The organism is Microcystis sp. LE19-10.1B (genome assembly GCF_027530565.1).
In the GTDB taxonomy this organism is placed as follows: domain Bacteria; phylum Cyanobacteriota; class Cyanobacteriia; order Cyanobacteriales; family Microcystaceae; genus Microcystis; species Microcystis aeruginosa.
Genome location: NZ_JAPZQM010000088.1, coordinates 1 through 23,145, shown reverse-complemented (window position 1 = coordinate 23,145; position 23,145 = coordinate 1). Strand labels below are relative to the sequence as shown.

At 41.5% G+C, this 23,145-nt stretch carries 18 protein-coding genes; 12 read left to right on the top strand and 6 right to left on the bottom strand.

Translation table 11 applies throughout. From position 1 onward, the window contains the following. Window positions 1-125: 125 nt before the first annotated feature. The 3 genes from O9332_RS03095 to O9332_RS03085 form a co-directional block, all read right to left on the bottom strand. On the bottom strand, window positions 126-701 hold the full coding sequence (locus tag O9332_RS03095) for an Alr1449 family protein (protein ID WP_288023583.1): 576 nt from the start codon (window positions 699-701) through the stop codon (window positions 126-128). Between the two features lie 488 nt (window positions 702-1,189). Further along, entirely contained in the window at window positions 1,190-2,149 is a 960-nt protein-coding gene (locus tag O9332_RS03090; RefSeq protein WP_288023581.1) for an aldo/keto reductase, read from the bottom strand. Window positions 2,150-2,507: 358 nt separating this feature from the next. Further along, window positions 2,508-4,001 carry a polysaccharide biosynthesis/export family protein gene (locus O9332_RS03085; protein WP_288023579.1) on the bottom strand — a complete coding sequence of 498 codons (1,494 nt, stop codon included), beginning with the start codon at window positions 3,999-4,001 and terminating at the stop codon, window positions 2,508-2,510. Between the two features lie 130 nt (window positions 4,002-4,131). Between O9332_RS03085 and O9332_RS03080 the strand changes: the two genes are divergently transcribed. Further along, entirely contained in the window at window positions 4,132-6,330 is a 2,199-nt protein-coding gene (locus tag O9332_RS03080; protein ID WP_288023578.1) for a phosphoketolase family protein, read from the top strand. Between the two features lie 67 nt (window positions 6,331-6,397). Here O9332_RS03080 and O9332_RS03075 read toward each other — a convergent pair whose 3' ends face one another. Further along, window positions 6,398-7,333 carry a 2OG-Fe(II) oxygenase gene (locus O9332_RS03075; RefSeq protein ID WP_288023577.1) on the bottom strand — a complete coding sequence of 312 codons (936 nt, stop codon included), beginning with the start codon at window positions 7,331-7,333 and terminating at the stop codon, window positions 6,398-6,400. 84 nt (window positions 7,334-7,417) lie between these two features. On the opposite strand from O9332_RS03075, the gene O9332_RS03070 reads away from it, so the two are divergent. The 3 genes from O9332_RS03070 to O9332_RS03060 all read left to right on the top strand — a co-directional run bounded on the left by O9332_RS03070 (window position 7,418) and on the right by O9332_RS03060 (window position 12,981). Continuing rightward, window positions 7,418-8,545: an ABC transporter permease gene (locus O9332_RS03070; protein WP_079207658.1), complete on the top strand. Its 1,128-nt coding sequence runs from the start codon at window positions 7,418-7,420 to the stop codon at window positions 8,543-8,545. A 184-nt stretch (window positions 8,546-8,729) separates the two neighbouring features. Then, the gene (locus tag O9332_RS03065) at window positions 8,730-9,956 is read left to right on the top strand and encodes a glycoside hydrolase family 10-like protein (RefSeq protein WP_002760839.1); all 1,227 of its coding nucleotides are present in this window, start codon (window positions 8,730-8,732) and stop codon (window positions 9,954-9,956) included. Between the two features lie 145 nt (window positions 9,957-10,101). Further along, window positions 10,102-12,981, top strand: a complete 2,880-nt coding sequence (locus O9332_RS03060) for a UPF0182 family protein (protein WP_002760837.1) — start codon at window positions 10,102-10,104, stop codon at window positions 12,979-12,981. A gap of 150 nt (window positions 12,982-13,131) precedes the next feature. On the opposite strand, the gene O9332_RS03055 is transcribed toward O9332_RS03060, so the two are convergent. Together O9332_RS03055 and uvrB are read right to left on the bottom strand one after the other, a co-directional pair. After that, on the bottom strand, window positions 13,132-14,055 hold the full coding sequence (locus O9332_RS03055) for a flagellar assembly protein H (RefSeq protein WP_288023574.1): 924 nt from the start codon (window positions 14,053-14,055) through the stop codon (window positions 13,132-13,134). A 4-nt stretch (window positions 14,056-14,059) separates the two neighbouring features. Further along, the gene (gene uvrB, locus O9332_RS03050) at window positions 14,060-16,063 is read right to left on the bottom strand and encodes an excinuclease ABC subunit UvrB (RefSeq protein WP_002760832.1); all 2,004 of its coding nucleotides are present in this window, start codon (window positions 16,061-16,063) and stop codon (window positions 14,060-14,062) included. Window positions 16,064-16,254: 191 nt separating this feature from the next. Between uvrB and O9332_RS03045 the strand changes: the two genes are divergently transcribed. The 8 genes from O9332_RS03045 to O9332_RS03005 all read left to right on the top strand — a co-directional run bounded on the left by O9332_RS03045 (window position 16,255) and on the right by O9332_RS03005 (window position 23,100). Further along, entirely contained in the window at window positions 16,255-16,746 is a 492-nt protein-coding gene (locus O9332_RS03045; protein ID WP_002760830.1) for a hypothetical protein, read from the top strand. Window positions 16,747-16,826: 80 nt separating this feature from the next. Beyond that, window positions 16,827-17,579: a class I SAM-dependent methyltransferase gene (locus O9332_RS03040; RefSeq protein WP_288023572.1), complete on the top strand. Its 753-nt coding sequence runs from the start codon at window positions 16,827-16,829 to the stop codon at window positions 17,577-17,579. A gap of 55 nt (window positions 17,580-17,634) precedes the next feature. Then, entirely contained in the window at window positions 17,635-17,817 is a 183-nt protein-coding gene (locus tag O9332_RS03035) for a hypothetical protein (RefSeq protein WP_288023593.1), read from the top strand. Window positions 17,818-17,927: 110 nt separating this feature from the next. After that, a complete protein-coding gene (locus tag O9332_RS03030) occupies window positions 17,928-18,077 on the top strand; it encodes a hypothetical protein (RefSeq protein ID WP_288023591.1) in 150 nt (49 codons plus the stop codon). 295 nt (window positions 18,078-18,372) lie between these two features. After that, a complete protein-coding gene (locus tag O9332_RS03025) occupies window positions 18,373-18,804 on the top strand; it encodes a hypothetical protein (protein ID WP_002757072.1) in 432 nt (143 codons plus the stop codon). A 4-nt stretch (window positions 18,805-18,808) separates the two neighbouring features. Further along, the gene (locus tag O9332_RS03020) at window positions 18,809-19,576 is read left to right on the top strand and encodes a hypothetical protein (protein ID WP_002757074.1); all 768 of its coding nucleotides are present in this window, start codon (window positions 18,809-18,811) and stop codon (window positions 19,574-19,576) included. After that, window positions 19,577-22,126: an AAA domain-containing protein gene (locus O9332_RS03015; protein WP_002757076.1), complete on the top strand. Its 2,550-nt coding sequence runs from the start codon at window positions 19,577-19,579 to the stop codon at window positions 22,124-22,126. A 629-nt stretch (window positions 22,127-22,755) separates the two neighbouring features. Then, window positions 22,756-23,100, top strand: a complete 345-nt coding sequence (locus tag O9332_RS03005) for a HigA family addiction module antitoxin (RefSeq protein WP_353853401.1) — start codon at window positions 22,756-22,758, stop codon at window positions 23,098-23,100. Window positions 23,101-23,145 lie beyond the last annotated feature (45 nt).

Genomic DNA, 23,145 nt, shown 5'->3' with positions numbered 1-23,145 from the left:
GGTTAGATATGTGTAATTAATTTTGCTTAGGTACTTATCCCCACCAGAGTCGAGCGATCAATTTTTCCTTTATCACAATTAAGGTTTTTTGTCAAGGAAATTTTCCTACAAAATTGCTATTACCTTTAGTCGGGGAAAGCTAAACCGCTGCGGGGATCGCGAATGTATAAACCTAACACCAGCGAGGAGATAACCGTATCCCAGACGGGGGTGAATTTTTCCGCATCATCGACCCAATAATCCATAGTAATTAAACATTGAACTCCAGAACCAATACCCACGGCAATACGGGAATAAGCTGGCCGATTTTCTTGGGGGTCGATGAATTGAATTTGCACCCAAACAATGCGCGCAGTTTGGCGTTTTTCTTGGATAACTTCGCCAATTTCGTGAGGATTGCGGCTATCTTCACGAGCTAACTTTTTGACCATTCCTTTTAGGGGTAATTCTTTCCAATCTCCGGGGGGAAGTAAATTATAGGAAACCTCTAAACGACAATCATCATTGGGGGGTTTTCTATCCAAAAAACGAAAGGAATTATCATCGGGTTCAAAATGCCAATCTTGAGGAACTTCAAAGCGCACTGCACCGCGACCAGCTACAAAAATACTATTACCTGGACTAGATTTCCAGTTATGATCTGGATTTAAGTCGAGGGTTTCTTTGATCCATTGCAGATTGTGTTTTTTGGATTTAGCCATAGGGATAATCCTGCGATCAGAATCGGACTATAGCTATCATTATACAGGCTTTTTCCTGAGAATTAAATATCAAGCCTTTCTCATAAAGATGAAGTAAAACGTAGGGTGCGTTACTAACGCACCACCTATCATCAACTAAGTAGCCAGTTACAATCAAAGAACAGGAACTGAATCTCACTTTCGTAAATCTACTAAGTTGGGATTTTTAAAGGGAAACTCTCTTTTAAAATTGGCCGTTACTTCCGATTTTATCACTCAATCCAAGCTTTTGGGGGGTTCTACCCCCCAAACCCCCCGTTGGGGTCGTGGCGCCGCCCCCAAACCCCGGAGCGCATTAGTTTTTCGGTGGGATGCTTAGACGCGATTGTTCATATTTTTGTACCAATTTAAGAGTCACTGATAATTGCTGATTGTCGGTATTTCTGCAAATGTTGAGATGCACCCACCAAAACTTCTATCTCACCCTTAGGATAACTGCTGCATAATTTTTAGAAATCCCACAGCACGGGATTATCATCCAAGAAATCAGTTACCTGTTTACCAATATTATCAATTAATTTTAGGTCTTCTGGGGTTAAATTAATTGTCATTGCCTGAGCGTTATTAACTGCTTGAGCAGCATTTCTTACCCCAGCAATTGCATTAGTTTGGGGTTGCTTAATTAACCAAGCAAGAGATAATTGAGCTAGGGAACAATTATAGCGGTCAGCAATCGGTTCTAATTGATTTAAAGCCGCTTGTACCCTCTGAAAGTTTTCGCCATGAAAGAGTTTATTTTTAATTCTATGGTCTTCCGCTGCCAACTGATAACCATTTCTAAATTTTCCTGTTAATAAACCTTGGGCAAGGGGAGAATAGGCGAGAATAGAAATATTATTTTCTATACAATAGGGCATAATTTCCTTTTCTACCGAGCGCCAAAACAGAGAATAGGGAGGTTGAATACTCTCAATTCTGCCGTATTGACTGGCTTCTTCCAGTTGAGAGCGGGAGAAATTGGAAACCCCTATAGCGCGAATTTTTCCCTGTGCCTTTAGATAATTAAGAGCGGCCATAGTTTCAGAAATAGGCACTATTTCCGTGTTCCATGAACCACTAGGCCAATGAATTTGGTAAATATCTATATAATCAGTTTGGAGGTTTTTTAAAGAGCGCTCGCAAGCTGCGATAACTTGCTCATATTTGAGGTGATTAGCAAAGACTTTGGTGGCATAAATTACCTGTTCTCGCATATCGGCTAAAGCTTGAGCGACAATCAATTCTGAGTGACCTTCCCCGTAGATTTCGGCTGTATCTACAGTGGTAATTCCTGCCTCAAAAGCTGCACGAATAGCCTTAATACTTTCCTCATCTTCAATACCTGCCCACATCTTTTTTCCTGCTTGCCAAGTACCCACAAGAAGGGGAGTAATTTCTATATTAGTCTGACCGAGATAGCGTTTTTGCATAACAGTTTTTTTGATGGGTTATGTATGCTTAGGGTTTTAGTCGGGTTTAGGGTTTAAAATCTCAGCTAAAGAGGACTAAAGTGACAAGGATAAAAACCTTTACCAGTAGGGGTGTAAAGAACAAACTTAACAAGCCACAAAAAAGACCTAATAAGCGGGTACTGAGGCTAATTATTTCGCCTTGAACATTATAGCTAATCGACAGGGCGATGAGGGCTAGAGTAAGGAGAAAAATCATAGTTTTCTTTCCTGAGTCTATTGAGCAGAAAAGCCGTGACTGCTCACGACTTTTTGCCGTTTCTATATCTATTATTAGCTCGATTACTGGGCTAATGACATCGGGGTAAAGTGAACTTTTTTAACGGAAAAGATTTAAAAATCCGTTGAAGAGGCCTGTCAGACCGGTAAAGGGACTTAAAACCGTGCCGAGGGTGTCGGTGGCAGAGGCCAGACCGCTACGATGAACCACAACCACATCATTATTGCGGAGAATCGGGTTAGTTTTCTCGTTGATACCCTGGGAAAAATCGATGTTAATTGAGTTTTTGGTGACAGTCCCGTTAGGATTGAGACGAATTAATTCCACTGTGGACTGATTGGCGCGACGCTTATCAAAGTCTCCTGCGGTTAAAATTGCCTGATTGAGAGGGGTATTGGGAGGAACTTCAATTGTCCCCGGTTTTTTCACCTCCCCGACCACTTTCACGTTAATGGTTTTGGGGGCAAAACTGGCCGATGCTAGGGTTTCCGATTCCTTGGCCGAGATTTCAGTAGCGGTGGGGATAATCACCGTATCCCCTTCTTGGAGGATGATATCAGCGGTCATATCGCCTTTATCGAGCAAACTCCAGAGATCTACGGGGATTTTCTGCTGGGAACCGTCACGGGTATAACGCAGCACTTGCACCTGTCGGATATCAGCGAGGGGTTTGATACCTCCCGCTTCTTGGATAGCTTGGGTTAGTCGGGCCGGTTGTCGTCGAATTCCCCGATTATTCTCTGTGGTGACGGTGTTAACTTGATTGGGGACAATACGATGGGACCCCGGACGATAAACTTCTCCCACCACAGTAACATTAATTTCTCGATCGCTATCTAGTCCAAAATTGGCATCAGCTAATTGATTGACTTCCCCGACGCTAAGGGTCGTTTTAGTGGGAATAACGATGCTATCACCATCTCTAAGGCTAACATCTTGGGTTTTATCGCCTTTTTGGATTAATTGCCAGAGATTGGCTTGAATTAGCTGTTCTTGTCCCTTGAGGTTGCGTCGGATTTGAACTTGACCAATATCGGCCACCGTAGTCACTCCCCCCGCTTGCCGGATTATTTCGGTCAATAGGGGCGTTTTTTGGCTTTGTTCGGGGTTAATTGTATAAGTACCCGGACGATTGACTTCCCCCGCGATGGCGATTTGCAGAGGCCGGGGAGTGAGAATGCTAACAGTAACCACGGGACGTTTGAGATAGGTGGTGTAACGCTTGGCCAAGGTTTGGCCGGCTTCGGTGACGGTCATTCCCTCCACTTTGACGCTACCAATCAGAGGTAAAGTCAGGGTTCCATCGGCTAAAACAAGGAAATCGCCGCTTAAATCCGCGACTTGGTAGACGGTGACGCGGACTTTATCTCCTTCTCCTAGGGTGTACTCTTTGCTTTCTGCGGGGATAGGAGCAATCGCCTCTTTAGCGGGTGTAGGACTACTCGGAGGAGTGGCTTGGACTGGGCGAGCCTCTAAGGAAGTTAGGGGGGCAATAGTGCCGATAATTAATAGATAACGTAGGGATTTACTGATTAAATCCTGTAATTGGTTGCTATTTAACATGATCAATAGGATTAATTTTATCGTTAACATTGGCGATCAGTGTAGCACAAATAGTCGATCGCCTATGGAAACCCCGTGTAATATCGCATCTAACGAGAGTTACCGCTAACTGTAAGATAGTTTTAACGATTGCCTGTATGTAAAGGGGTATATTAATTTTATGACAGCTACTAGCACAATTCCCGATTTTTGTCAAGGAATAAAATATTTTGGGGGTTCCTTACCCGAATTTGATAAATATGCAGGAAAAGCCGCTATCGCTGAGGGAAAAACCGCTATTATTGCCGCTAATGACCCGAATGCTATCTATCAAACCCTCCTAGCCGCCGATGCTTTGCGTTACCTCACCCTACAAATCACCGCTACCAAAGAATCGGGACACCCCGGCGGTTTTGCCAGCGCTGCCGACGTAATTGCCTCTTTGATGATGTTAGGCCAAAAAAATATTTTCACCGAAGTGGGCCATCATGCCCCCGGTTTTTATAGTAACGTCTTTCTCGATCGCTCTCTCGAAGCCATGGGCATCAGCAACGTCAGGGAATTGGGAGAACGTTTTCGGGAAAAACACGGACTTTTAGGGCATCTTTCCGGACAAATCCCCGGACTGCTCGGGCCGGCTGGTCCTTTGGGCCAAGGCCAACATTTCGCCATGGCGGCGGCCAAATTACACCCTAATACCCTTTTCCCTGTGACTATCGGGGATGGTGGTTTAGGAGAACCGTATATTATGAGTAGTTTCGGTCATTTTCACACTGCTTATCCAGAAATTACCAATTTTCTGCCGATTTTAGTTTGGAATGGCTATTCCCAAGAACACCATAGCATGGTGTCCCTGAAAACTAACGCCGAAATGGAAGCCTATTGGCGCGGTAATGGTTTCGAGGAAGTGATTCTCATTAATGCCAAAGACTTCGATGATGCTAATCAAAATGGGGAATATGTAGATAGCACCAAATTCTCTTTTAACCAGCGTCTGGAGTTCATGAAAGTGGTGTTAATGGCCACGGATAAAGCCGCCCAATTAGCTTTAGGAGGCCAACTAACGGTGATCATTATTAAACAACTTAAAGGGGCGGGAGTTCACAAACGGGGAGCGGCTTCCCATAATCTTTATCCAGGCGATTCTTTAGAAAAAGATTATATCGTTACTGCCTTACAAGAACGCGCTTTACCCCCTGAAGCTTGGGCAATTGTTCGTACTAATTTCGAGCGCTCTGGAGGGGGTTCGGCAGCAGAAATAGTGGTAACGGAAAAAGTCTTCCCGCTGCCGGATTTAGGAACCTTACCCATGACCGAATATACTGTGGGTGGTGATAAAAAAGTGGCCACCACTGCCATGGGGGAATTAGTGGTAGCTGTGGGTAAAGCTGACCCCAATTTTGTCGTCACTAATGCTGATGGTAATGCCGCTTCGGGAATTAATAATATTAACGTCGGTTTAAAGATTATTCACCCCACCAGCGATGATACCTATTTCCAAGCACCTAACGGTCAAGTTTATGAGCCTTTAAGCGAGGATGCCTGTGCTGGATTAGCCGTCGGTTTATCTCTCTTGGGAGCGCGGACTTTATGGTGTTCCTACGAGTCTTTTGCTATCAATGGTTTACCGATTTGGCAGACTGTAACCCAAGCGATGGCCGAGTTACGTCGTCCCACCCCTTCTACTATTACTTTATTCACCGCCGGAGCCTTAGAGCAAGGGCGTAATGGTTGGACACACCAACGCCCAGAGATTGAAAATTATTTCGCCGCTATGATGCGAAATGGCAATATTTTTCCTCTCTTTCCCTGCGATGCTAACAGTATTCAAGTCTGTTATGAATGGGCGTTAGGAACTAGCAATAAAGGCATTACAATCACCGCTAGTAAATCGCCTTTACCGGTGCGAACCACTTTTGAGCAAACCCGTCAAGCTTTAGAAAAAGGCGGCGTAATTCTCCACGAATCGGAAGGCAGTAAAAAAGTTGTTTTTGCCGTCATTGGTGATATGACTTTATTACCCGTCTTTGAGTCTGCACAACAGTTAGAAGCAGCGGGAATCGGTGTAAAAATCGTCTCGGTAATTAATCCCCGTCGTCTCTACCGTCCTAGCGATGTGATGAGTGAAACTAGCTCGGCAGCTGATAATAATTTCCTCGATGATGCTGGTTTTGACAGTCTCTTTGCCGGTGATGCTTTAATCGGAGTAACCGGTGGTACAAGCGCCATGTTAGAACCAATTATGTTACGCAGTAATGCGCGTCGGGATGTCTTCGCTTGGAAACGGGGAGAAACCACCGCCAGTGCCGGGGAAATTATGGCCTATAATGGTTTGACTGCCAATGCTTTAACTGCGCGTGCTACCCAGTTATTAGGCTAAGTTCCCAGTTAGTTTTTTTGATTATTCCCTACTCTCTCTGATGGGAAAGTAGGGATTTTTTCTCAGGTCACTTTCGCCAACGGAGTAAACTTTTAATAATTTTCCATAGGCGAGGATATTGGAGGGATAGATAGCGCTTAATATGGGATTTTAAACTAACTAAATCCTGAGATTCTTTCAGTTCTCTATCTTGATAAAAACGAATTAAATCATCCCGTCTTTTCAGTAAAATTTTAATTTGTTGGTAATCTTCCGAGCTTAAAACTTGATGGGGTTGAATATTTTCTGGCAGCGGGCGCGGGATGTAAAAAGTTGTATGAGATGGTGATAATTCCTGGTCTGGACGTTCTTTGGTATAGAGATAGATAGACAGAGATTTACGCGATAAATGCCGTTTATTTTCTGGTAAATTAATCTGAGAAAATCCATGCCATGAATATTCATTGGTTTCAAAAATAAGACAACGATTAAAGATAGGTACAAAAGATTTAATCTTATTTTCTTCCGGTTGACGTGGATTGGAATGTAACTCTAGATTACCTCCCCAATCTGCTTGCCATTGGGGATTTAAATAGATTAATAAATTCAAGCGGCGATGATACCAATGACGCTCATCGAGGTTAAAATCAATGTGAGGGTCTAATTCTTGACCCTGTAAATTTTCGTGGGTTCCACCCCCATAAAAACTAGGGTCTGGAATTAAATTATCAACACCGGTTAATTCGGAAATTAACTCTAAAAACTCTTGAGCTTGAACGTGGCGGGCAAACTGTTGATAAACACCCCCTAAACCGATTAAATCCTCATTAACCGCCTTCCCGCCAACTTTTCCTAACTCACTAATGGCTTTTTGCGGCTTAAAACTGGGAAAATTTTCCAGCAAAATTTGCGCTTGCTCCCCAACTAAAAAATTATCGATGACCAAATGCTTAAACGGTTGCGCTGTCTCAAAATCTTGACGATAGACAGAGGATTTCTCATAAACAAGGGGATTAATAAACATTAGACAGCTTTTTTGTTGGTATGATAAATTGTAGCAATCAGACTAGCAAAATAAAGATTAACTCTCCTATTGACCTCATCGCCTATGGACTGGTGGCACAAACTCAAAGATAATCCTCTCGCCCGTTGGGGAGCAGTTTTACTGTTAATCTTCTATTTAAGCGTAATGGCGGCGGATTTTGTCGCTCCCTACTCTCCCTACTCCTCCCAACCCGGTCAGTCTCTCCTACCCCCCACCCAAATCTTTTGGCGCTCGCAGTCGGGAAGTAACAAGGGTGAGTGGATTGGCCCCCACGTCTATCCCACCACTCAAAGTGCTATTAATATAGAAACTGGTGAGCGGAAGCTAATGAGAGATTTTAACAAACCCTTGCCGCTGCGTCTCTTGGTTAAGGGTGAAACCTATAATTTCGGTCAAATTCGCCTACCTTTGCCGCCAAAATGGCAGGAAGTAACTTTATTCCCCGGTATCCCTTTTGATCTCCATCTGTTCGGAGTCATCGGCGATGGTAGAATCAATATATTGGGAACTGACGAATCGGGACGCGATAGTTTTAGTCGCTTGATTTTCGGGGGCAGAATTAGTTTATTTATCGGTTTGGTCGGGATTTTAATTTCTTTCCCTATCGGTTTATTTGTCGGTGGCGTTTCTGGCTATTTTGGCGGTTGGTTAGATGCGATTTTAATGCGTTTTGTGGAAGTTTTAATGACTATCCCCGGCATATATTTACTCGTGGCCCTAGCGGCCGTTTTACCCGCAGGATTAACCAGCACCCAACGCTTTTTATTAATCGTCCTGATTACTTCTTTTATCAGTTGGTCGGGATTAGCGCGAGTAATTCGCGGTCAAGTTTTATCCCTGAAAGAACAGGAATTTATTCAGGCCGCCAAAGCTATGGGAGCAAAACCCCTTTATATTATTCTGCGTCATGTGCTGCCCCAAACTGCCAGTTATATCATTATTTCTGCTACGTTAGCCGTGCCGGGGTTTATTGTGGCCGAATCGGTTTTAAGTTTAATTGGTTTGGGAATTCAACAACCGGATCCTAGTTGGGGAAATATGCTTTCTCTGGCTACCAATGCCTCAATTATTGTTCTACAACCCTGGTTAATTTGGCCAGCTGCTTTGTTAATTATTCTCACCGTTTTAGCTTTTAATTTACTCGGTGATGGTTTACGCGATGCCCTAGATCCTCGCAATTTAGAGAGATAATTTAGTTATTTTATCAGTCAGGAGGCAGTCAGCAGCAGGCAGGAGATAGATTTTAGGGGTTGGGGTTTTGGGGTTTTAGGGTTGTAGTTCAATTTCCCCACCTCCCCCCGCAACGCGCACGAAGTGGTCTCCCCACCTCCCCACCTCCCCACCTCCCCACTTCCCCACTTCCCCACTTCCCATTATGAATAGAATCAGTAAAACCTTTAATAATTTCGCCGATAGTTTGGTGATTTATAGTCAAAGATACGGAAAAATAAGCTGGGTAATATTTTTAATTATCTTTGCTTGTATCATGACGATAACCTTTAATTATCCGGCACAATCGACCAATCAACCCCAAGAAAAACCCGAAATTCGTGGAGTTTGGTTAACTAATATCGATAGTGAGGTATTATTTAAACCGGAAACCCTAAAAGATGCCCTTGATAGGTTGGCTGATTTAAACTTTAATACTATTTATCCCACGGTCTGGAATTGGGGTTATACACTCTATCCTTCTAAGGTAGCAGAAAAAGTTACGGGACGAGCGATCGATCCCCATGAATCTTTAAAAAATCGCGACTTTTTAGAGGAAATAATTAGCCAAGGTCATCGGAAAAAATTAAGAATTATTCCCTGGTTTGAATTTGGTTTTATGGCTCCTGCGGATTCAGAATTAGCCAAACGACATCCCGATTGGTTAACCCAAAGACAGGATAAAAGTGTGATTTGGTGGGAAGGAAAAGTGCATCAACGGGTGTGGTTAAATCCCTTACATCCGCAAGTACAAAACTTTATTACGGATTTAGTCAGCGAGATTATTACTAACTACGATATAGAAGGAATTCAGTTTGATGATCATTTTGGTTATCCCACCGATTTTGGCTATGATGAAACCACGATTAAACTCTATCAAAGGGAACATTCGGGACAATTACCCCCGCAAGATTACCAAGATAAAGCATGGATTCAATGGCGGGCCGATAAAATTACTGACTATATGAATAGTTTAGCCCAGATGATTAAAAAGCGCCAACCTACAGCGATTATTTCCCTATCTCCTAATCCCTACACTTTCTCCCTAGAATCCTATCTTTTAGATTGGCAAAAATGGCAACAAAAAAACTTGATTGATGAGTTAATAATACAAGTGTATCGAACTGATATGAACGCCTTTGACTGGGAATTATCGCAACCAGAATTACAGCAAGCTAGAGAATCTATCCCCGTGGCTATTGGGATTTTATCTGGTTTAAAAGGTCGTCCGATTCCGATGGTTAATATTACTCAACAAGTGGAAAAATCGAGACAACAAAATTTTGGCGTTTCTTTCTTTTTCTACGAAACTTTATGGAATATGAGCAATGAATCTCCTTCCTATCGACGCAGGATTTTTCGAGAAATACTCCAGTCTGCTAATCCTCGCTAAAATTAGGGAAAATTGCTGACTTTAAGCTAAATTATTGCCCTAACCCGGCTATAGTTTCTTAAGTTTATCTTTAAATTAAGAAAAAGCAGCAGGGAGAAACTAAAATCGCTAGAATGAAAGAAGACTCTCTTTTATCACTTTATCCATGCTGATCAGACATAACCGAAGCTCGATCGCTAAACCTATTTTACTGTTTCTCGGCTGCCTTGTGATCGGGCAGTTGGGGGTATTAGTGGTAGCCAATAGCCTCTGGTTTACCGAGATGGGTTATTTAAACACTTTCCTGAAACAATTATCTTGGCAACTAGGATTAGGTTGGGGAAGTGCGATTCTTTCTCTACTCTTTATTTTTACTAATTTACGTTTAGCCCAGCGTTTTCGTTGGCAAAAACCCCGGGAAGATAGTTATCCTCTTAGTCCTCAATCTCCTAGTATTAATTTACTCGGCCTTTTGATTATCGCAACGGGAATTGGAGCTTGGATCGGGTCAATGTTATTGTATTACAGTAAACTAGCCCTCAGTCTCTGGACACCAGATTTTAATCTCCCTAACCTCAGTTCTTCCCTCAATTCTCCTCTGCAAATAGTTTGGATTAGGCAAGTATTAACTGATATTTCCAGTAATTTGTGGCAAGGGTTAATTATCGCTTTTTTAGTCTTGGGATTATTAATTAAAACCGAGTATTTTTTGCGAATAATATCTATAGTATTCACTGTCATGCTATCTTTTATTATTGCTGGGCAGTGGGCGAATTTTTTAAAATATTTTTATGGTGTTCCTTTCAATATTAACGATCCTCAATACGGGAATGATTTAGGTTTTTACATCTTTCAATTACCCCTGTGGCAGTTACTAGAATTATGGCTCACTGGTGTGGGAATATATACTCTTTTTGCTGTTATTTTAACCTATCTTTTTTCGGGTGATAGTCTTTCTCTGGGAAAATTTATGGGGTTTTCCCGTCCGCAACTGCGTCATTTATACGCCCTGTGGAGTGGGTTAATGGGGCTGCTAGTATTACACCATATTATTCAGCGTTACCTGCTACTTTATTCTCCGGAAGGGGTAGTTTATGGTGCGGGTTATATCGATGTTCATGTTGGTCAATTTATTGAAATTATTCTGGGAATTATTGCAGGAATAACCTCTATATGGTTAGGAGAAAAAGCATTATTTGGTAAAAAAGACCGTCGCAAGTTATACAAAAATCCTAAGAAAAAGTTGGTATTTTTCCCCTACTTAGTTCCTGTATTTCTCTATTTAATTGTTTGGATAAGTGGCACAATTATCAGTGGACTATTGCAAAGAACTGTCGTACAACCGAATGAATTAGTGAGAGAAAGACCCTATATCGAAAGAAGTATTCAATCCACAAGAGCGGCTTTTTCCTTAGATAGAATTGATGCCCAAGTTTTCGATCCACAGGCCGAATTAAATGCCGAAGTTTTAGAGAGAAACCATCTAACTATCGATAATATTCGTCTTTGGGACACCAAACCACTGCTAGAAACTAACCGACAATTACAGCAAATTCGCTTATATTATAAATTCCCCGATGCTGATATCGATCGCTATCGGGTACGAGTAGGATTGCCTGAAAAAATCGAAGAACGTCAAATATCTGAAAAACAACAGACAATTATTGCCGCTAGAGAATTAGATTATAGTGCGGTTCCCACTTCTGCTAACACTTGGGTGAATAAACATCTCGTTTATACCCACGGTTATGGGTTCACTCTTTCCCCGGTTAATTTAGTGGCTGCCGGGGGTTTACCCTACTATTTTGTCAAAGATATCGGCACAAATAAAGACGAAGGGGCCCTACAAACCTCTAGCGAATTAATTGATTATAGTATTCCCATTGGTAAACCCCGCATTTACTACGGGGAATTAACTAATAATTATGTGATGACTCCCACCACCGTAGAAGAATTGGATTTTCCTAGTGGGGATGGAAATGTCTATAATACCTACGATGGTAAGGGAGGAATCCTAGTGGGGACGGGGTGGAGACGTTGGCTATTTGCCCTTTATCTGCGGGATTGGCAAATGTTATTTAGCCAAGATTTTACTCCCGAAACTCGCTTATTAATGCGTCGTGATATCCAAAATCGTGTGCAAACTATCGCCCCTTTTTTAAATTATGATCGCAACCCCTATTTAGTAGCGGCAGATGTGGGCGATAGTAGTAGTAAATTACATTGGATTATTGATGCTTATACTATCAGCGATCGCTATCCCTATTCTGACCCGGGGAAAGATAAATTTAACTATATTCGCAATTCGGTCAAAGTGGTAGTGGATGCCTATCATGGAACGGTGAATTTCTATGTTGCCGATGAAAATGATCCAATTATTCAGACGTGGAGTAAAATCTTTCCTCATCTCTTTAAATCTTTAGCAGAAATGCCGAAAACTATCCGCAGTCATATCCGTTATCCCGAAGATTTATTTAGTACCCAAGCGGAAAGATTATTAACCTATCACATGACCGATCCGCAAGTATTTTATAATCGGGAGGATCAATGGGAAATTCCCCTAGAAATTTACGGTACGGAACCCCAGGCTGTATCACCCTATTATTTAATCATGAAACTGCCCGATTCCGACAAAGAAGAATTTATTCTCCTCCATCCCTATACTCCCTCTAGTCGGCAAAATTTAATCGCTTGGTTGGCAGCACGTTCAGATGATAGAGAGTATGGTAAGTTATTACTCTATCAATTTCCTAAACAAAGGTTAGTGTACGGGCCGAATCAAATTGAGGCTTTAATTAACCAAGATCCAGATATTTCTCAACAGATTTCCCTTTGGAATCGGGACGGTTCTAAAGTTTTGCAAGGACATCTATTAATTATTCCCATTGAACAATCGCTGCTTTATGTAGAACCTTTGTATCTAGTGGCAGACCAAAATAGTGTCCCGACAATCGCTAGAGTAACAGTTGCTTATCAAAATAAAATTGTCATGGAACCAACCTTGAAGGAAGCTTTAGAAAAGCTATTCTCAGGTGATCAGAGCTAAATTGCCGCTAATTGGCCACAAATTAGCAAAAAAAGCTGATGCTGGTTCCAGAACGATCCTCAATATCCCCGAATTTGCCCAGAAAATTGACTGCTCTGGTTAATCAGCCAATTTTAAAATCCAGTATCATCAAAGGATTGAGTTATGCTTTTAATTAGAAAAGTGGGCAATTAATTCTGTGCGAGATAAATTAATTATTAAAGGTGTAAACTCCTCCACTGGTAATAATAAAATGCGCTCGATGATTAGGGACAAATCTGGGTCTAAACTACCAAAACGAGCTTTCAATAAATTTTCTACCACCAGACGTTCTCCTTGCTGAAGACCCTGTTGAAGACCCTGTTGAAGACCTTGTTGACGGCCAGCATCCAGTTCTTCCTGAAGACGGGAAGTGTATAAAGGTGATAATCTCATAATTAACTCTCTGTCCTCCTGTTCAAGCTCTTGATCGTTAGTTAAAGAAGTTCTCAAGTTTAATAATAATTCTAGAGCATTTACCCGAAAAGGATGGTCCTCTGGTAACGATTCTAACTCATCGATCGCCCTTGCTTGTACTTTTCCCCGGCCTAAAATTCTTAACCAGAGAGTTGCTTCTGTTGGGGGTAATTGATGGATAACGGTGATTGCCGTGCGTAAAGAGGGAGCCAAAAAATAGATACCTTCCCCCCAATTCTCCTCATCTAATTTAGCTCCGAATCCTCCTAACAGTTGCGAGGAAGCACTGGGAGTCAAAATCCAGAGACGGGGGATTTCCCCATCGTTAAGATTCGTTTTCTGACGATTTGCTTGACGATTAATTTCCCCTTCCACTTCCAATAGTTTTAACAGACAAGTTCTAATTTCTGTAGCGGTGACAGGATTACGAAAGGGTTCAAATAAACAGGGATTAATCGCCATTTTTCCCAGTAATCCCAGCAGTTCTCTAGGATTATTATCGAGAATCTGGGGTGAAAACCAGACATCGATTTCTCGTACTTCTCCTCGTACAACCCGTGCCGATTTTACCTCTCCCAGAGAAGATAATAATTCTTCGAGATAATCTTTGGCAAACTGGTCATGAATAAATCTAGTCATAGGTTTATCTAACATGATTTAATAACTTATCTCGTAATTGCTTAATCTGATCACGATATTTAGCTGCTGACTCGAATTCTAGGTTTTTCGCCGCTTCTTTCATTTGCGCTTCTAGTTGTTGAATTAACTCGGGAATTTGTTCCAAAGAAAGCTCTTCTATATTCTCACAAACCTGCTCTAATTGTTGGGAATTTAGGCGACGGGAAATATCCAGAAAAGCCAAAATTGAATTACTTGACCTTTTAACAATCGGTTGCGGAATAATCCCATGTTGCTGATTATACTCCTGTTGAATAGCGCGTCGTCTCTTGGTTTCTTCGATCGCATTAATCATACTATCGGTGAGATTATCTCCGTAAAGAATTGCCTGACCGCGAATATGACGAGCGGCCCGGCCGATAGTTTGAATTAAAGAGCGGGTAGCCCTTAAAAATCCTTCCTTATCTGCGTCTAAAATCGCCACTAAAGACACTTCCGGCAGGTCTAACCCCTCGCGAAGCAAATTCACCCCGATCAGCACGTCAAAGACCCCTTCTCGCAGGTCTTGGATAATTTCAATCCGTTGAATTGATTGAATTTCTGAATGTAGATATCTAACTTTAATTCCCCTTTCTTGCAAGTATTCGGTTAAATCTTCCGCCATGCGTTTAGTTAAAGTGGTAATCAAAACCCGTTCATTTAACTGCACTCGCTCCTTAATTTCCCCTAATAAATCATCTACTTGTCCCTCGGTTGGTCGCACAAAAATCTCAGGGTCTAAAACTCCCGTCGGTCGGATAATTTGTTCAACAATGCGATTTTCTGACTGTTCTAATTCCCAATCTCCCGGAGTGGCCGAAACCAAAATACATTGATTAACTTTCTGCCAAAATTCTTCCGACTTCAAAGGACGATTATCCGCAGCACTGGGTAAACGAAACCCGTGATCGATCAAAACTTTTTTTCGTGATTGATCGCCATTATACATCCCGCGAATTTGCGGCACACTAACATGAGATTCATCCACAACTAATAACCAATCTTGGGGAAAATAATCCACCAAACATTCCGGCGGTTCCCCCGCTAATCTACCCGCTAAATGCCGCGAATAATTTTCTACGCCATTACAATAACCCACTTCCTGCAACATTTCTAAATCATAACGAGTCCGTTGGTCTAAACGTTGCGCTTCCAGTAATTTGCCCGCTTTTTCTAACTCCAATAAACGGTTATCTAACTCGGTTTTAATATCCCGACAAGCCACCTCTAAACGCTCCTCCGGGGTAACAAAGTGACGGGCCGGATAAATACTAATTCGCTCTAATTTTTGCAAAACTTCCCCCGTCAGGGGATCGAGATAACGAATACTTTCAATCTCATCGCCAAAAAAATCAATTTTAATAACCCGATCCTCGTAAGCGGGAACAATTTCCAAAATATCGCCCTTCAGACGAAAACGACCGCGAGTTAACTCCAAATCATTGCGATTGTACTGCACTGACACCAAGGCCCGTAATAATTGCCTTTGGTCGAACTCTTGACCAACTGTTAAGGAAATCGCCGCTTTTAGGTATTCCGCAGGCATTCCTAAACCATAAATACAACTAATGGAAGCGACGACGATCACATCCCTGCGTTCAAACAGCGATCGCGTGGCCGAATGGCGCAGCATATCGATCTCATCATTAATTGAAGAACTCTTTTCGATGTAGGTATCGCTGACAGGAATATAAGCCTCCGGTTGATAGTAGTCGTAATAGCTGATAAAGTATTCCACGGCGTTATTGGGGAAAAATTGCCGCAATTCGTTGCATAATTGGGCCGCCAGGGTCTTATTATGGGCAAGGACGAGGGTAGGCCTGCCAATTTTCTCGATCACAGCGGCAATGGTGAAGGTTTTGCCGGTGCCGGTTGCCCCTAGGAGGGTTTGGAAACGATGCTGGTTTTGCAGGGAATCTACCAATTTATTGATCGCTGCCGGTTGATCCCCAGTGGGTTGAAAGGGTGCTTGTAGTTGAAAAGCGGTCATTAGCGGCTAGGTGTAGAGAACAGGCAAAATAAATTATCAATCAAATTACCAACACTTATAGGGTTTTGGGAAAGAAAGATGTATCTTAATATTAGAGAGGATTTTAAAAAAAGATTAAAAGTCTTCGAGAATACCCTAAACTTAAATCTTATCGTTTCCCCGAAGCTATTAACGGAAAGGAGTATCAGGTTATGACGGTGGAAAATCTAGAAACGAACGGGACTCAAACCCCAGCAACCACAGAAGAAAAGACCAGCAGCCCACGCGGTAAAGCTACTACGGCTAAAACCGCCAAAGATAAAGAAGTGGTCGCCCTTTCGGTGAAAAACAACGCTGAATCGGCTTCCAAAGCCTTAAAATTCTATCAACCTGAACATCGCTTACCCGAAAATCGTCCTGTTGGTACTAGCCATCTTCACTTCACGGAAGATGAAATGTTACCAGGGGGCCGTCCCGTGGAAGTTAGCCATCTGAAAGTGGTTAGTACCTATTCTTCCGTCGGTGGATTGCGTCCTGTCGGCTCTAGTGGTATGGAAGTCAGTAGCACTCTAGCGATTTCTGGCAATCGTCCGATCGCTCTCAGTCATCTGCACATTAGCGAAACTTATACAGTCATGGGTAATCGTCCCGTTGCTTCCAATGAAATCGATGATCCCGAAACTTTAATGGGATTTTTGGATTAATTGTTTTGTTGATCAAGACGGATTTTTTCCCTGTCCCGGACGGGGAATTTATTTTTTCTAGCCCACCGTTTTTAATCCCGATGCTGTTTAAGCAAAAATTTTTCTTAATTGTCTCGTTTCTAATAGTGGTTTTTTGCGGTTTCGGATTATTAAATTTTACCTACGATGCTTCAGTTTTAGCGCAAGAGGAATATTATCAGATTCGATCGCTTCATAGTCGCGATGGTATCGGTAAATTTTATCTAGGACGGGAAATCGCTAAAGTCATGGGACACCAAGAAATGTTATGGTTAGAACGTCCTAGTCGCCGTTTCACGGAAAAACCCGATGATCTGATCACCGCACTACATTTAAAACCCACAGACCTAGTGGCAGATATCGGCGCGGGGACAGGTTATTTGAGTTTTCCTATGGCGAATTTAGTAGAACAAGTTTTCGCTGTCGATGTGCAACCGGAAATGTTAGGGGCAATTGATTTTTTAGCCGAGGAAAATCAAGTGAAGAATATAACCACAATTCTCGCCACAGAAACCGATCCCAAATTGCCTATAAATGCGCTCGATTTAGCTTTAATGGTCGATGCTTATCACGAGTTTTCCTCTCCCCGCGAGATGATGGAGAATCTGGTCAAATCCTTAAAACCCGATGGTAGGGTGGTATTAGTAGAATACCGTCGTGAAAATCCCCTGATTCCCATCAAAGCCCTTCATAAAATGACCCGCAGACAGGTAGAAAAAGAAATGGCCGCTGTTGGTTTACTGCCAGAAGAAATCATCGAGACTTTGCCCCAACAACATTTAATGATTTTCCAAAAGGCTGGTTCTTCGGGTTAATTTTATCGGTAAGCTTGGGTATCATAAGATTATCTAGGCAAAGAGGTAGATAAACATGGATATCGACGATCGAGTAGATTCTCTCTATAAACTAGCCAGAAATTATCCAGATAATCGGGAGTTACAAGAAGCTGTTGCTGTAATTAAGTCCCTGCGAAGCTCTCAAGGACAATATAAACGATGGAATCAGCAATATCGGGCTCTTCGGTTTGTGTTATGCAATGGATGGGGGTTATAAGGAATGAAACCCTTATAGAGACAGACATTACCGCGATTTTTGTCAATTGTTTGCGATCTAGAGCGAACTAATCAATTAAATCTCTTGCCAGATAAGGATTTAGTCGATTTATGCCACCCTATCGAACCATAACAAGTAACGAAGAGCCAGAAAATCTGTATTTGGGGTGTTGTATGGAAAAAATCCGTCTAGTATATAATTATTGTGATGGCCATCGCCGTAGGGTGCGTTCCCCAATGTGGCTCCTACTGCTCCACTAGCAGTAGGCTAATCTGGCTAACACGCTTTTGGGCGTGATATACGGAAAAGTTCTGGAGATCGCGCCTAAATGGGGTGATATGCCGAAAGTTGACCCATATCATTACTTTCAGGAGTGTTATACAGAAAATTTCCGTATAATCAATAGTTAGCCCGCAAGGTTATCTGTGAGGCAGTAGTTTAGGGGCTACCTGTCGGCGTTAAGCATCAAGCTACGGTAAAGTCATCGGCAAGTGCCTCTCACAACAGTTTTTGTTATCCTGTGCTAAGGATCGTTTTACCCAAAGAGTCTCAAAGATGGAACTAGCCTTGGTAATTTTCTCAGCCGTATCAGCAATCTCAACTGCAATTCTTGCATTTATTCTTTTGCAAATACAGAAAAGTCTAAACACTAACGCTAAGAAACGGACTGAATCTGATTCAGATATCTACAAACAGCTTGAACGTCTAATACAAAGAAATCAAGCTATAGAGCAAAAGTTAGTTGAACTAATTGATGCTCAAAGCAAATCTATCGACAAAGTATATGAACTTTTACGTGGGAGTGGAGACCTACAAATTGGGAGACTCCAGGCAATTATTGATACGCTTGAGATACTAAAGAAAAATATTTCTAGTTTATATGAACTCCTACGTGGAGGTGGGGATCTGCAAGTAGGGAAACTTCAAACGGTTGCAGATAAGCTTGAAGCGCTGAAAAACAGCTTGGAAGAATCAGTTAGATTTTAAAAATATGGATTCCAAACACTCAGAAGAATCATCCGAGGTAGTTCATGCGTACTTATCTTATCTTCAAGAAATGAGTCGCAAAATTAGCCTGCGTACTGGGATGGAAAACACTCTTTATGGAAAAACTAAGAAAAGCCCTCACTACTATCGACCCTTTGAAGATGCAGATGTAGATTCTCAGTATTTGCGTGATGTCAGAAATTATCTTGAAAAGGAAAGTGATCGCCAACTTTTCCTGGGAAATGGCTTGATCGCTGGTTCATTCAAGAAGAAGCAAGTCAAGAAGTATGTTGCCGCACCATTAATTTATTTCCTCGTCAAAACTGATCTAGATGAAAACGGCAGGTCATTGACTTATAGCATTGAATTGGATTCGGTGAGTCTAAATTATGACTTAATTACTCTGGTTTTAGAGCAAGATCTTGATGAAGAAGAAGATGAGGGAATGGGATTTCAGAGTGCAGGTGTTGATGCCAACAAGCTTGAAGTTCTAGAAGATATAGAAAATAGTTTAGAGGATATTCTCAGGCATGAGAGTGTAAAATTGACGACTAATTCATTAGCAGACCAAACTTTTCGACGAATCCATGAAAAAATCCCTGAGTTCAATCAAATACACCCTTCAACGGAAGACTTCACTCTTCAGAAGCTAGAGAAGCTAGGTACTGTAGAGTTGACCTTCTACAATCATCGATTTTTTTATGTTGCTAGCTCACCTGGGCAACTATCAACTTATACAGCACTACGAAAACTGATTTCAGAGGTTAGCTAAATGCCATTTCAAAATCAAGTTCTGAAAAAGCTATTTAAAGGAATTTTGCAGAATGAATCTGTTGAATTTAATAGCGATTTAACCGAATGTTTATCAATTGATAAGGCAGTTGCCTATTTGCCACTACCTCTTTCTGATCGCCAAAAGGATGCTCTATACAATGCTTGGCGGCGTGAAATTTCCTATATCCAGGGACCTCCTGGTACGGGGAAGTCTTACACTATCGTAGCAATAATGATTTCAGCCTTACTGCTAAACAAAAAAGTATTATTTGTTTCTCAAAAAAAGGCTGCTATTGATGTCGTTCGTAGAAAATTAGAAGATTTTTTGGGTAAAAACACCGTCATTTACGTAGGCTCTGAAAGCCAAGAACGTAAGCAGCTTCAAGCTTATATTGAAGCAAAATCTTCGGGAGTTAATGCACATAATTTACTTAGTCATATTTCTAAGCAGAAACAAGAACTTGATTCCTTGCATCAAGAAATTATAGATCTAGATCAAGGGCTTGCAAAGCACAGAGATCAATTGAAAAGAGCTTTAGATACAGAAAATGAATTCTATCGGGCGAACGATCTATATCTAAAAGAAAGAAATCATTTTGCTGATATCTTTGACCGAAACTACACAAAGCAACTTGATTTAAGAGAGGAAGAAATTCATGAATCAGGTAAAGATTGGTTCATAAAAAATATTGATAAACTTCAAAAAAAACTCTCATCAGGGAATCTTAAGCGTAAAGATTTTATTTATATAAGACGCTTCTACAAGCAGTGTGTTGATGGACTAAAAGCTGACAAGACTAGATTTTCAAGAAATGAACTCGGTCAAATTCCTCTATATCTAGAATTGCTCTTTAAAGTGAATAGTTCTTATACCGAATCTGTATCTATTCGACGTAGAATTAATCCTAGTTTAAGTCAAATAAGGAAAGTGATTCAGCAGCAAGAGCAAGTCTTGCTAGATAAAAAGAGACAATATATTAAGCAGCTAATTGAATATCAATTTACCAGAAACTTACAACAGAATCAAAATGTCACTGATGCATTTCGGAAGCTTCTAAGGTGGACAAATCAAACTAGAGTCTTGGAAGCCATGAGTAGGATTGACTACAACAGACTTACCAGTGTTTTCCCGCTTTGGGCTGGTGAAATTAAGGATATTGGTCAATTTCTACCTTTTCAAAATGAAATCTTTGATCTCGTCATTGTTGATGAGGCTTCTCAAGTCAATATTGCAGAAATAATACCTGCTTTTTATAGAGGTAGAAGCTTTTGTGTGGTAGGAGACGATAAGCAACTTGGCTTAAATGCAGCAGGTTTATTCTCACTGAATAGAAAGTTTGAAAGACTTATTTGGAACCATTGCTTTGCAGGATTGAATCAGGTTATTTCCTATGAAAAAGCAGAAGGAAAGGATCTAATTGTAAGCAAATCTTCAATTCTTGATTTTATTATAAATCAAGATAATTACTTTACCATTCCAAAAGTGACTCTCAATGAACACTTTCGTTCTATGCCTCAACTAGCTAGATTTACAAGCAAAACCTTTTACGACGATAGCCTATTAATTATGACAGAGGTAGGTAAAAACGTTAATAAGTCTTGCTTTGAGGCAGTTGAGGTTGGTGGTCAAAGAGAATTGACTACAAAATTTGTTCCTGAAGAAATTGAAGAACTCATCAACAAGCTCAGTGGCTTGATCCGTCAAAATAGCTACCTACAAGAACCATTGAGTCATCATGGCTTTACGATTAGAAATAAACCAACAATTGGGGTTTTGTCGTTCTTAACTCAGCAAAGAAATGCCATTAGAGAACGACTTCAAGAAAAATTTTCTGATGATGAATGGAAAGATTATCAATTGTTTGTTGGCACACCTGAAGAGTTTCAGGGAAATGAAAAGAACATAATAATTATAACTCTAGGGCTTGATGGAACTAACAATAGATGGGCAAAAGGTCACTATGAAAACCCTAATCGGTTTAATGTAGCAACCAGTCGCGCTGTAAATTATACCTATCTTATCTATGGCGGAATACCTAAAACTGCTCATTTACTAAAGGAGTATTTGCAGAATTTCGGTTATCCAGTTAATGAAGGTAGCTTGGTAGAACCCGTTCAACAACAAACAGTTTTAGACAACAGGCTCAGTTGGAGATTTGATGAATCAAAAGTTGAATCTGAATTTGAGTTTAAGGTACTAGAGTACCTCAAAGAATTTGTTCAGAGTCATGGCTCTGAATCATTGAAAATTTATAATCAGGTTGAGAGTTGTAGCAAACGACTGGATTTTGTTATCTTTAACTCTCTAAACGAGGAATGTTGTGCAATAGAAGTTGATGGTGTACATCACTTTGCTGAAGGTGGCTACACCTACTCCGAAAGTCATCTCTCACGGATTGATATCCTTCAACGGGCTGGTTGGAAGATTGTTCACGTTCCTTATCATAAGTGGTACAGCAAGGGTTGGCTGTGTGATAGAGATGAGCCTGATTTTCTCGATACAGTTTCAGATCTGTATCGGCAGCTTAAATCAGTTTTGGCGATCTAGATCTAGTCTGCCTCTAGACTCATCGCGTGGTGCCGAAAGCGGGCTAACAACGCGCTGGAGCGGACGGACGGGAGATATTGGGGGTGATGCCGAGGCTATCTGCCGCCGCTCAGATCAACCGTTAGACTGCTCCCACTGTCAGTATGATGGCCATCGCTGTAGGGTGCGTTCCCTAATGTGGCTCCTACTGCTCCACTAGCAGTAGGCTAATCTGGATAACACGCTTTTGGGCGTGATATACGGAAAGTTTCCGTGTAATTAATAGTCCAGTAGGGTGCGTTAGACGGCGACAATCTCTGCTCTTACTTAGGACTAGCAATCCGTCGTAACGCACTACCCACGAGATATATTAAAAATAGCCTCGTAGGTTGGGTTGAGCGAAACAATACTGAGGCGAAAATAGCTTAATTCGCTTGAAAAAGCGAAACCCAACCACCCCAAAGGTTACTCTTTGTTGGGTTTCCTTGCGTCAACCCAACCTACAATAATTGCTTACCCGGATTGGTACTTCATGAACTGGCAGGGCAACGTAAAGGAACCTGGACGGTGAGAGTATCTGGAAACTGGCGGATCACTTTCACCTTTGACGGTGTTGATGCTTGTGATGTCGATCTTGAGGACTACCACTGATGAAAATGCATAATCCACCACATCCTGGTGAAGTTCTTAAAGAACTTTGTCTCGAACCTTTGAATCTGACTGTGACTGAGGCTGCTGAAGCATTGGGTGTAAGTCGAAAAACCCTATCTGCCATCTTAAATGGTAGGGCAGGTATTAGCCCCGAAATGGCAATTCGCTTAGGGAAAGCTTTCGATACATCTCCTGAAAGTTGGCTCAATCAGCAAATGCAATACGATCTATGGCAAGCAGAGCAGACAATTGGCAACATCTCAATAAATGCTGGTAAGGAAGCCGAAGTCAACCTAGAAAATGAACCCGCACTCGTGAGAAAGCATCGACTTAGGTTGCACTGAGGAAGAAAATCTGCTTTAACTAAGGATATGCTTCTTCCCATCGAG

What these genes read in the sequence shown, in the direction of transcription:
- O9332_RS03045 (WP_002760830.1), top strand. Translation starts at nt 16,255, where the DNA reads ATGACGGTGGAAAATCTAGAAACGAACGGGACTCAAACCCCAGCAACC.
- O9332_RS03035 (WP_288023593.1), top strand. Translation starts at nt 17,635, where the DNA reads ATGGATATCGACGATCGAGTAGATTCTCTCTATAAACTAGCCAGAAAT.
- O9332_RS03085 (WP_288023579.1), bottom strand. Translation starts at nt 4,001, where the DNA reads ATGTTAACGATAAAATTAATCCTATTGATCATGTTAAATAGCAACCAA.
- O9332_RS03025 (WP_002757072.1), top strand. Translation starts at nt 18,373, where the DNA reads ATGGAACTAGCCTTGGTAATTTTCTCAGCCGTATCAGCAATCTCAACT.
- O9332_RS03075 (WP_288023577.1), bottom strand. Translation starts at nt 7,333, where the DNA reads ATGTTTATTAATCCCCTTGTTTATGAGAAATCCTCTGTCTATCGTCAA.
- O9332_RS03055 (WP_288023574.1), bottom strand. Translation starts at nt 14,055, where the DNA reads ATGACTAGATTTATTCATGACCAGTTTGCCAAAGATTATCTCGAAGAA.
- O9332_RS03015 (WP_002757076.1), top strand. Translation starts at nt 19,577, where the DNA reads ATGCCATTTCAAAATCAAGTTCTGAAAAAGCTATTTAAAGGAATTTTG.
- O9332_RS03005 (WP_353853401.1), top strand. Translation starts at nt 22,756, where the DNA reads ATGAAAATGCATAATCCACCACATCCTGGTGAAGTTCTTAAAGAACTT.
- O9332_RS03070 (WP_079207658.1), top strand. Translation starts at nt 7,418, where the DNA reads ATGGACTGGTGGCACAAACTCAAAGATAATCCTCTCGCCCGTTGGGGA.
- O9332_RS03065 (WP_002760839.1), top strand. Translation starts at nt 8,730, where the DNA reads ATGAATAGAATCAGTAAAACCTTTAATAATTTCGCCGATAGTTTGGTG.
- O9332_RS03040 (WP_288023572.1), top strand. Translation starts at nt 16,827, where the DNA reads ATGCTGTTTAAGCAAAAATTTTTCTTAATTGTCTCGTTTCTAATAGTG.
- O9332_RS03090 (WP_288023581.1), bottom strand. Translation starts at nt 2,149, where the DNA reads ATGCAAAAACGCTATCTCGGTCAGACTAATATAGAAATTACTCCCCTT.
- uvrB (WP_002760832.1), bottom strand. Translation starts at nt 16,063, where the DNA reads ATGACCGCTTTTCAACTACAAGCACCCTTTCAACCCACTGGGGATCAA.
- O9332_RS03020 (WP_002757074.1), top strand. Translation starts at nt 18,809, where the DNA reads ATGGATTCCAAACACTCAGAAGAATCATCCGAGGTAGTTCATGCGTAC.
- O9332_RS03080 (WP_288023578.1), top strand. Translation starts at nt 4,132, where the DNA reads ATGACAGCTACTAGCACAATTCCCGATTTTTGTCAAGGAATAAAATAT.
- O9332_RS03060 (WP_002760837.1), top strand. Translation starts at nt 10,102, where the DNA reads ATGCTGATCAGACATAACCGAAGCTCGATCGCTAAACCTATTTTACTG.
- O9332_RS03095 (WP_288023583.1), bottom strand. Translation starts at nt 701, where the DNA reads ATGGCTAAATCCAAAAAACACAATCTGCAATGGATCAAAGAAACCCTC.
- O9332_RS03030 (WP_288023591.1), top strand. Translation starts at nt 17,928, where the DNA reads ATGCCACCCTATCGAACCATAACAAGTAACGAAGAGCCAGAAAATCTG.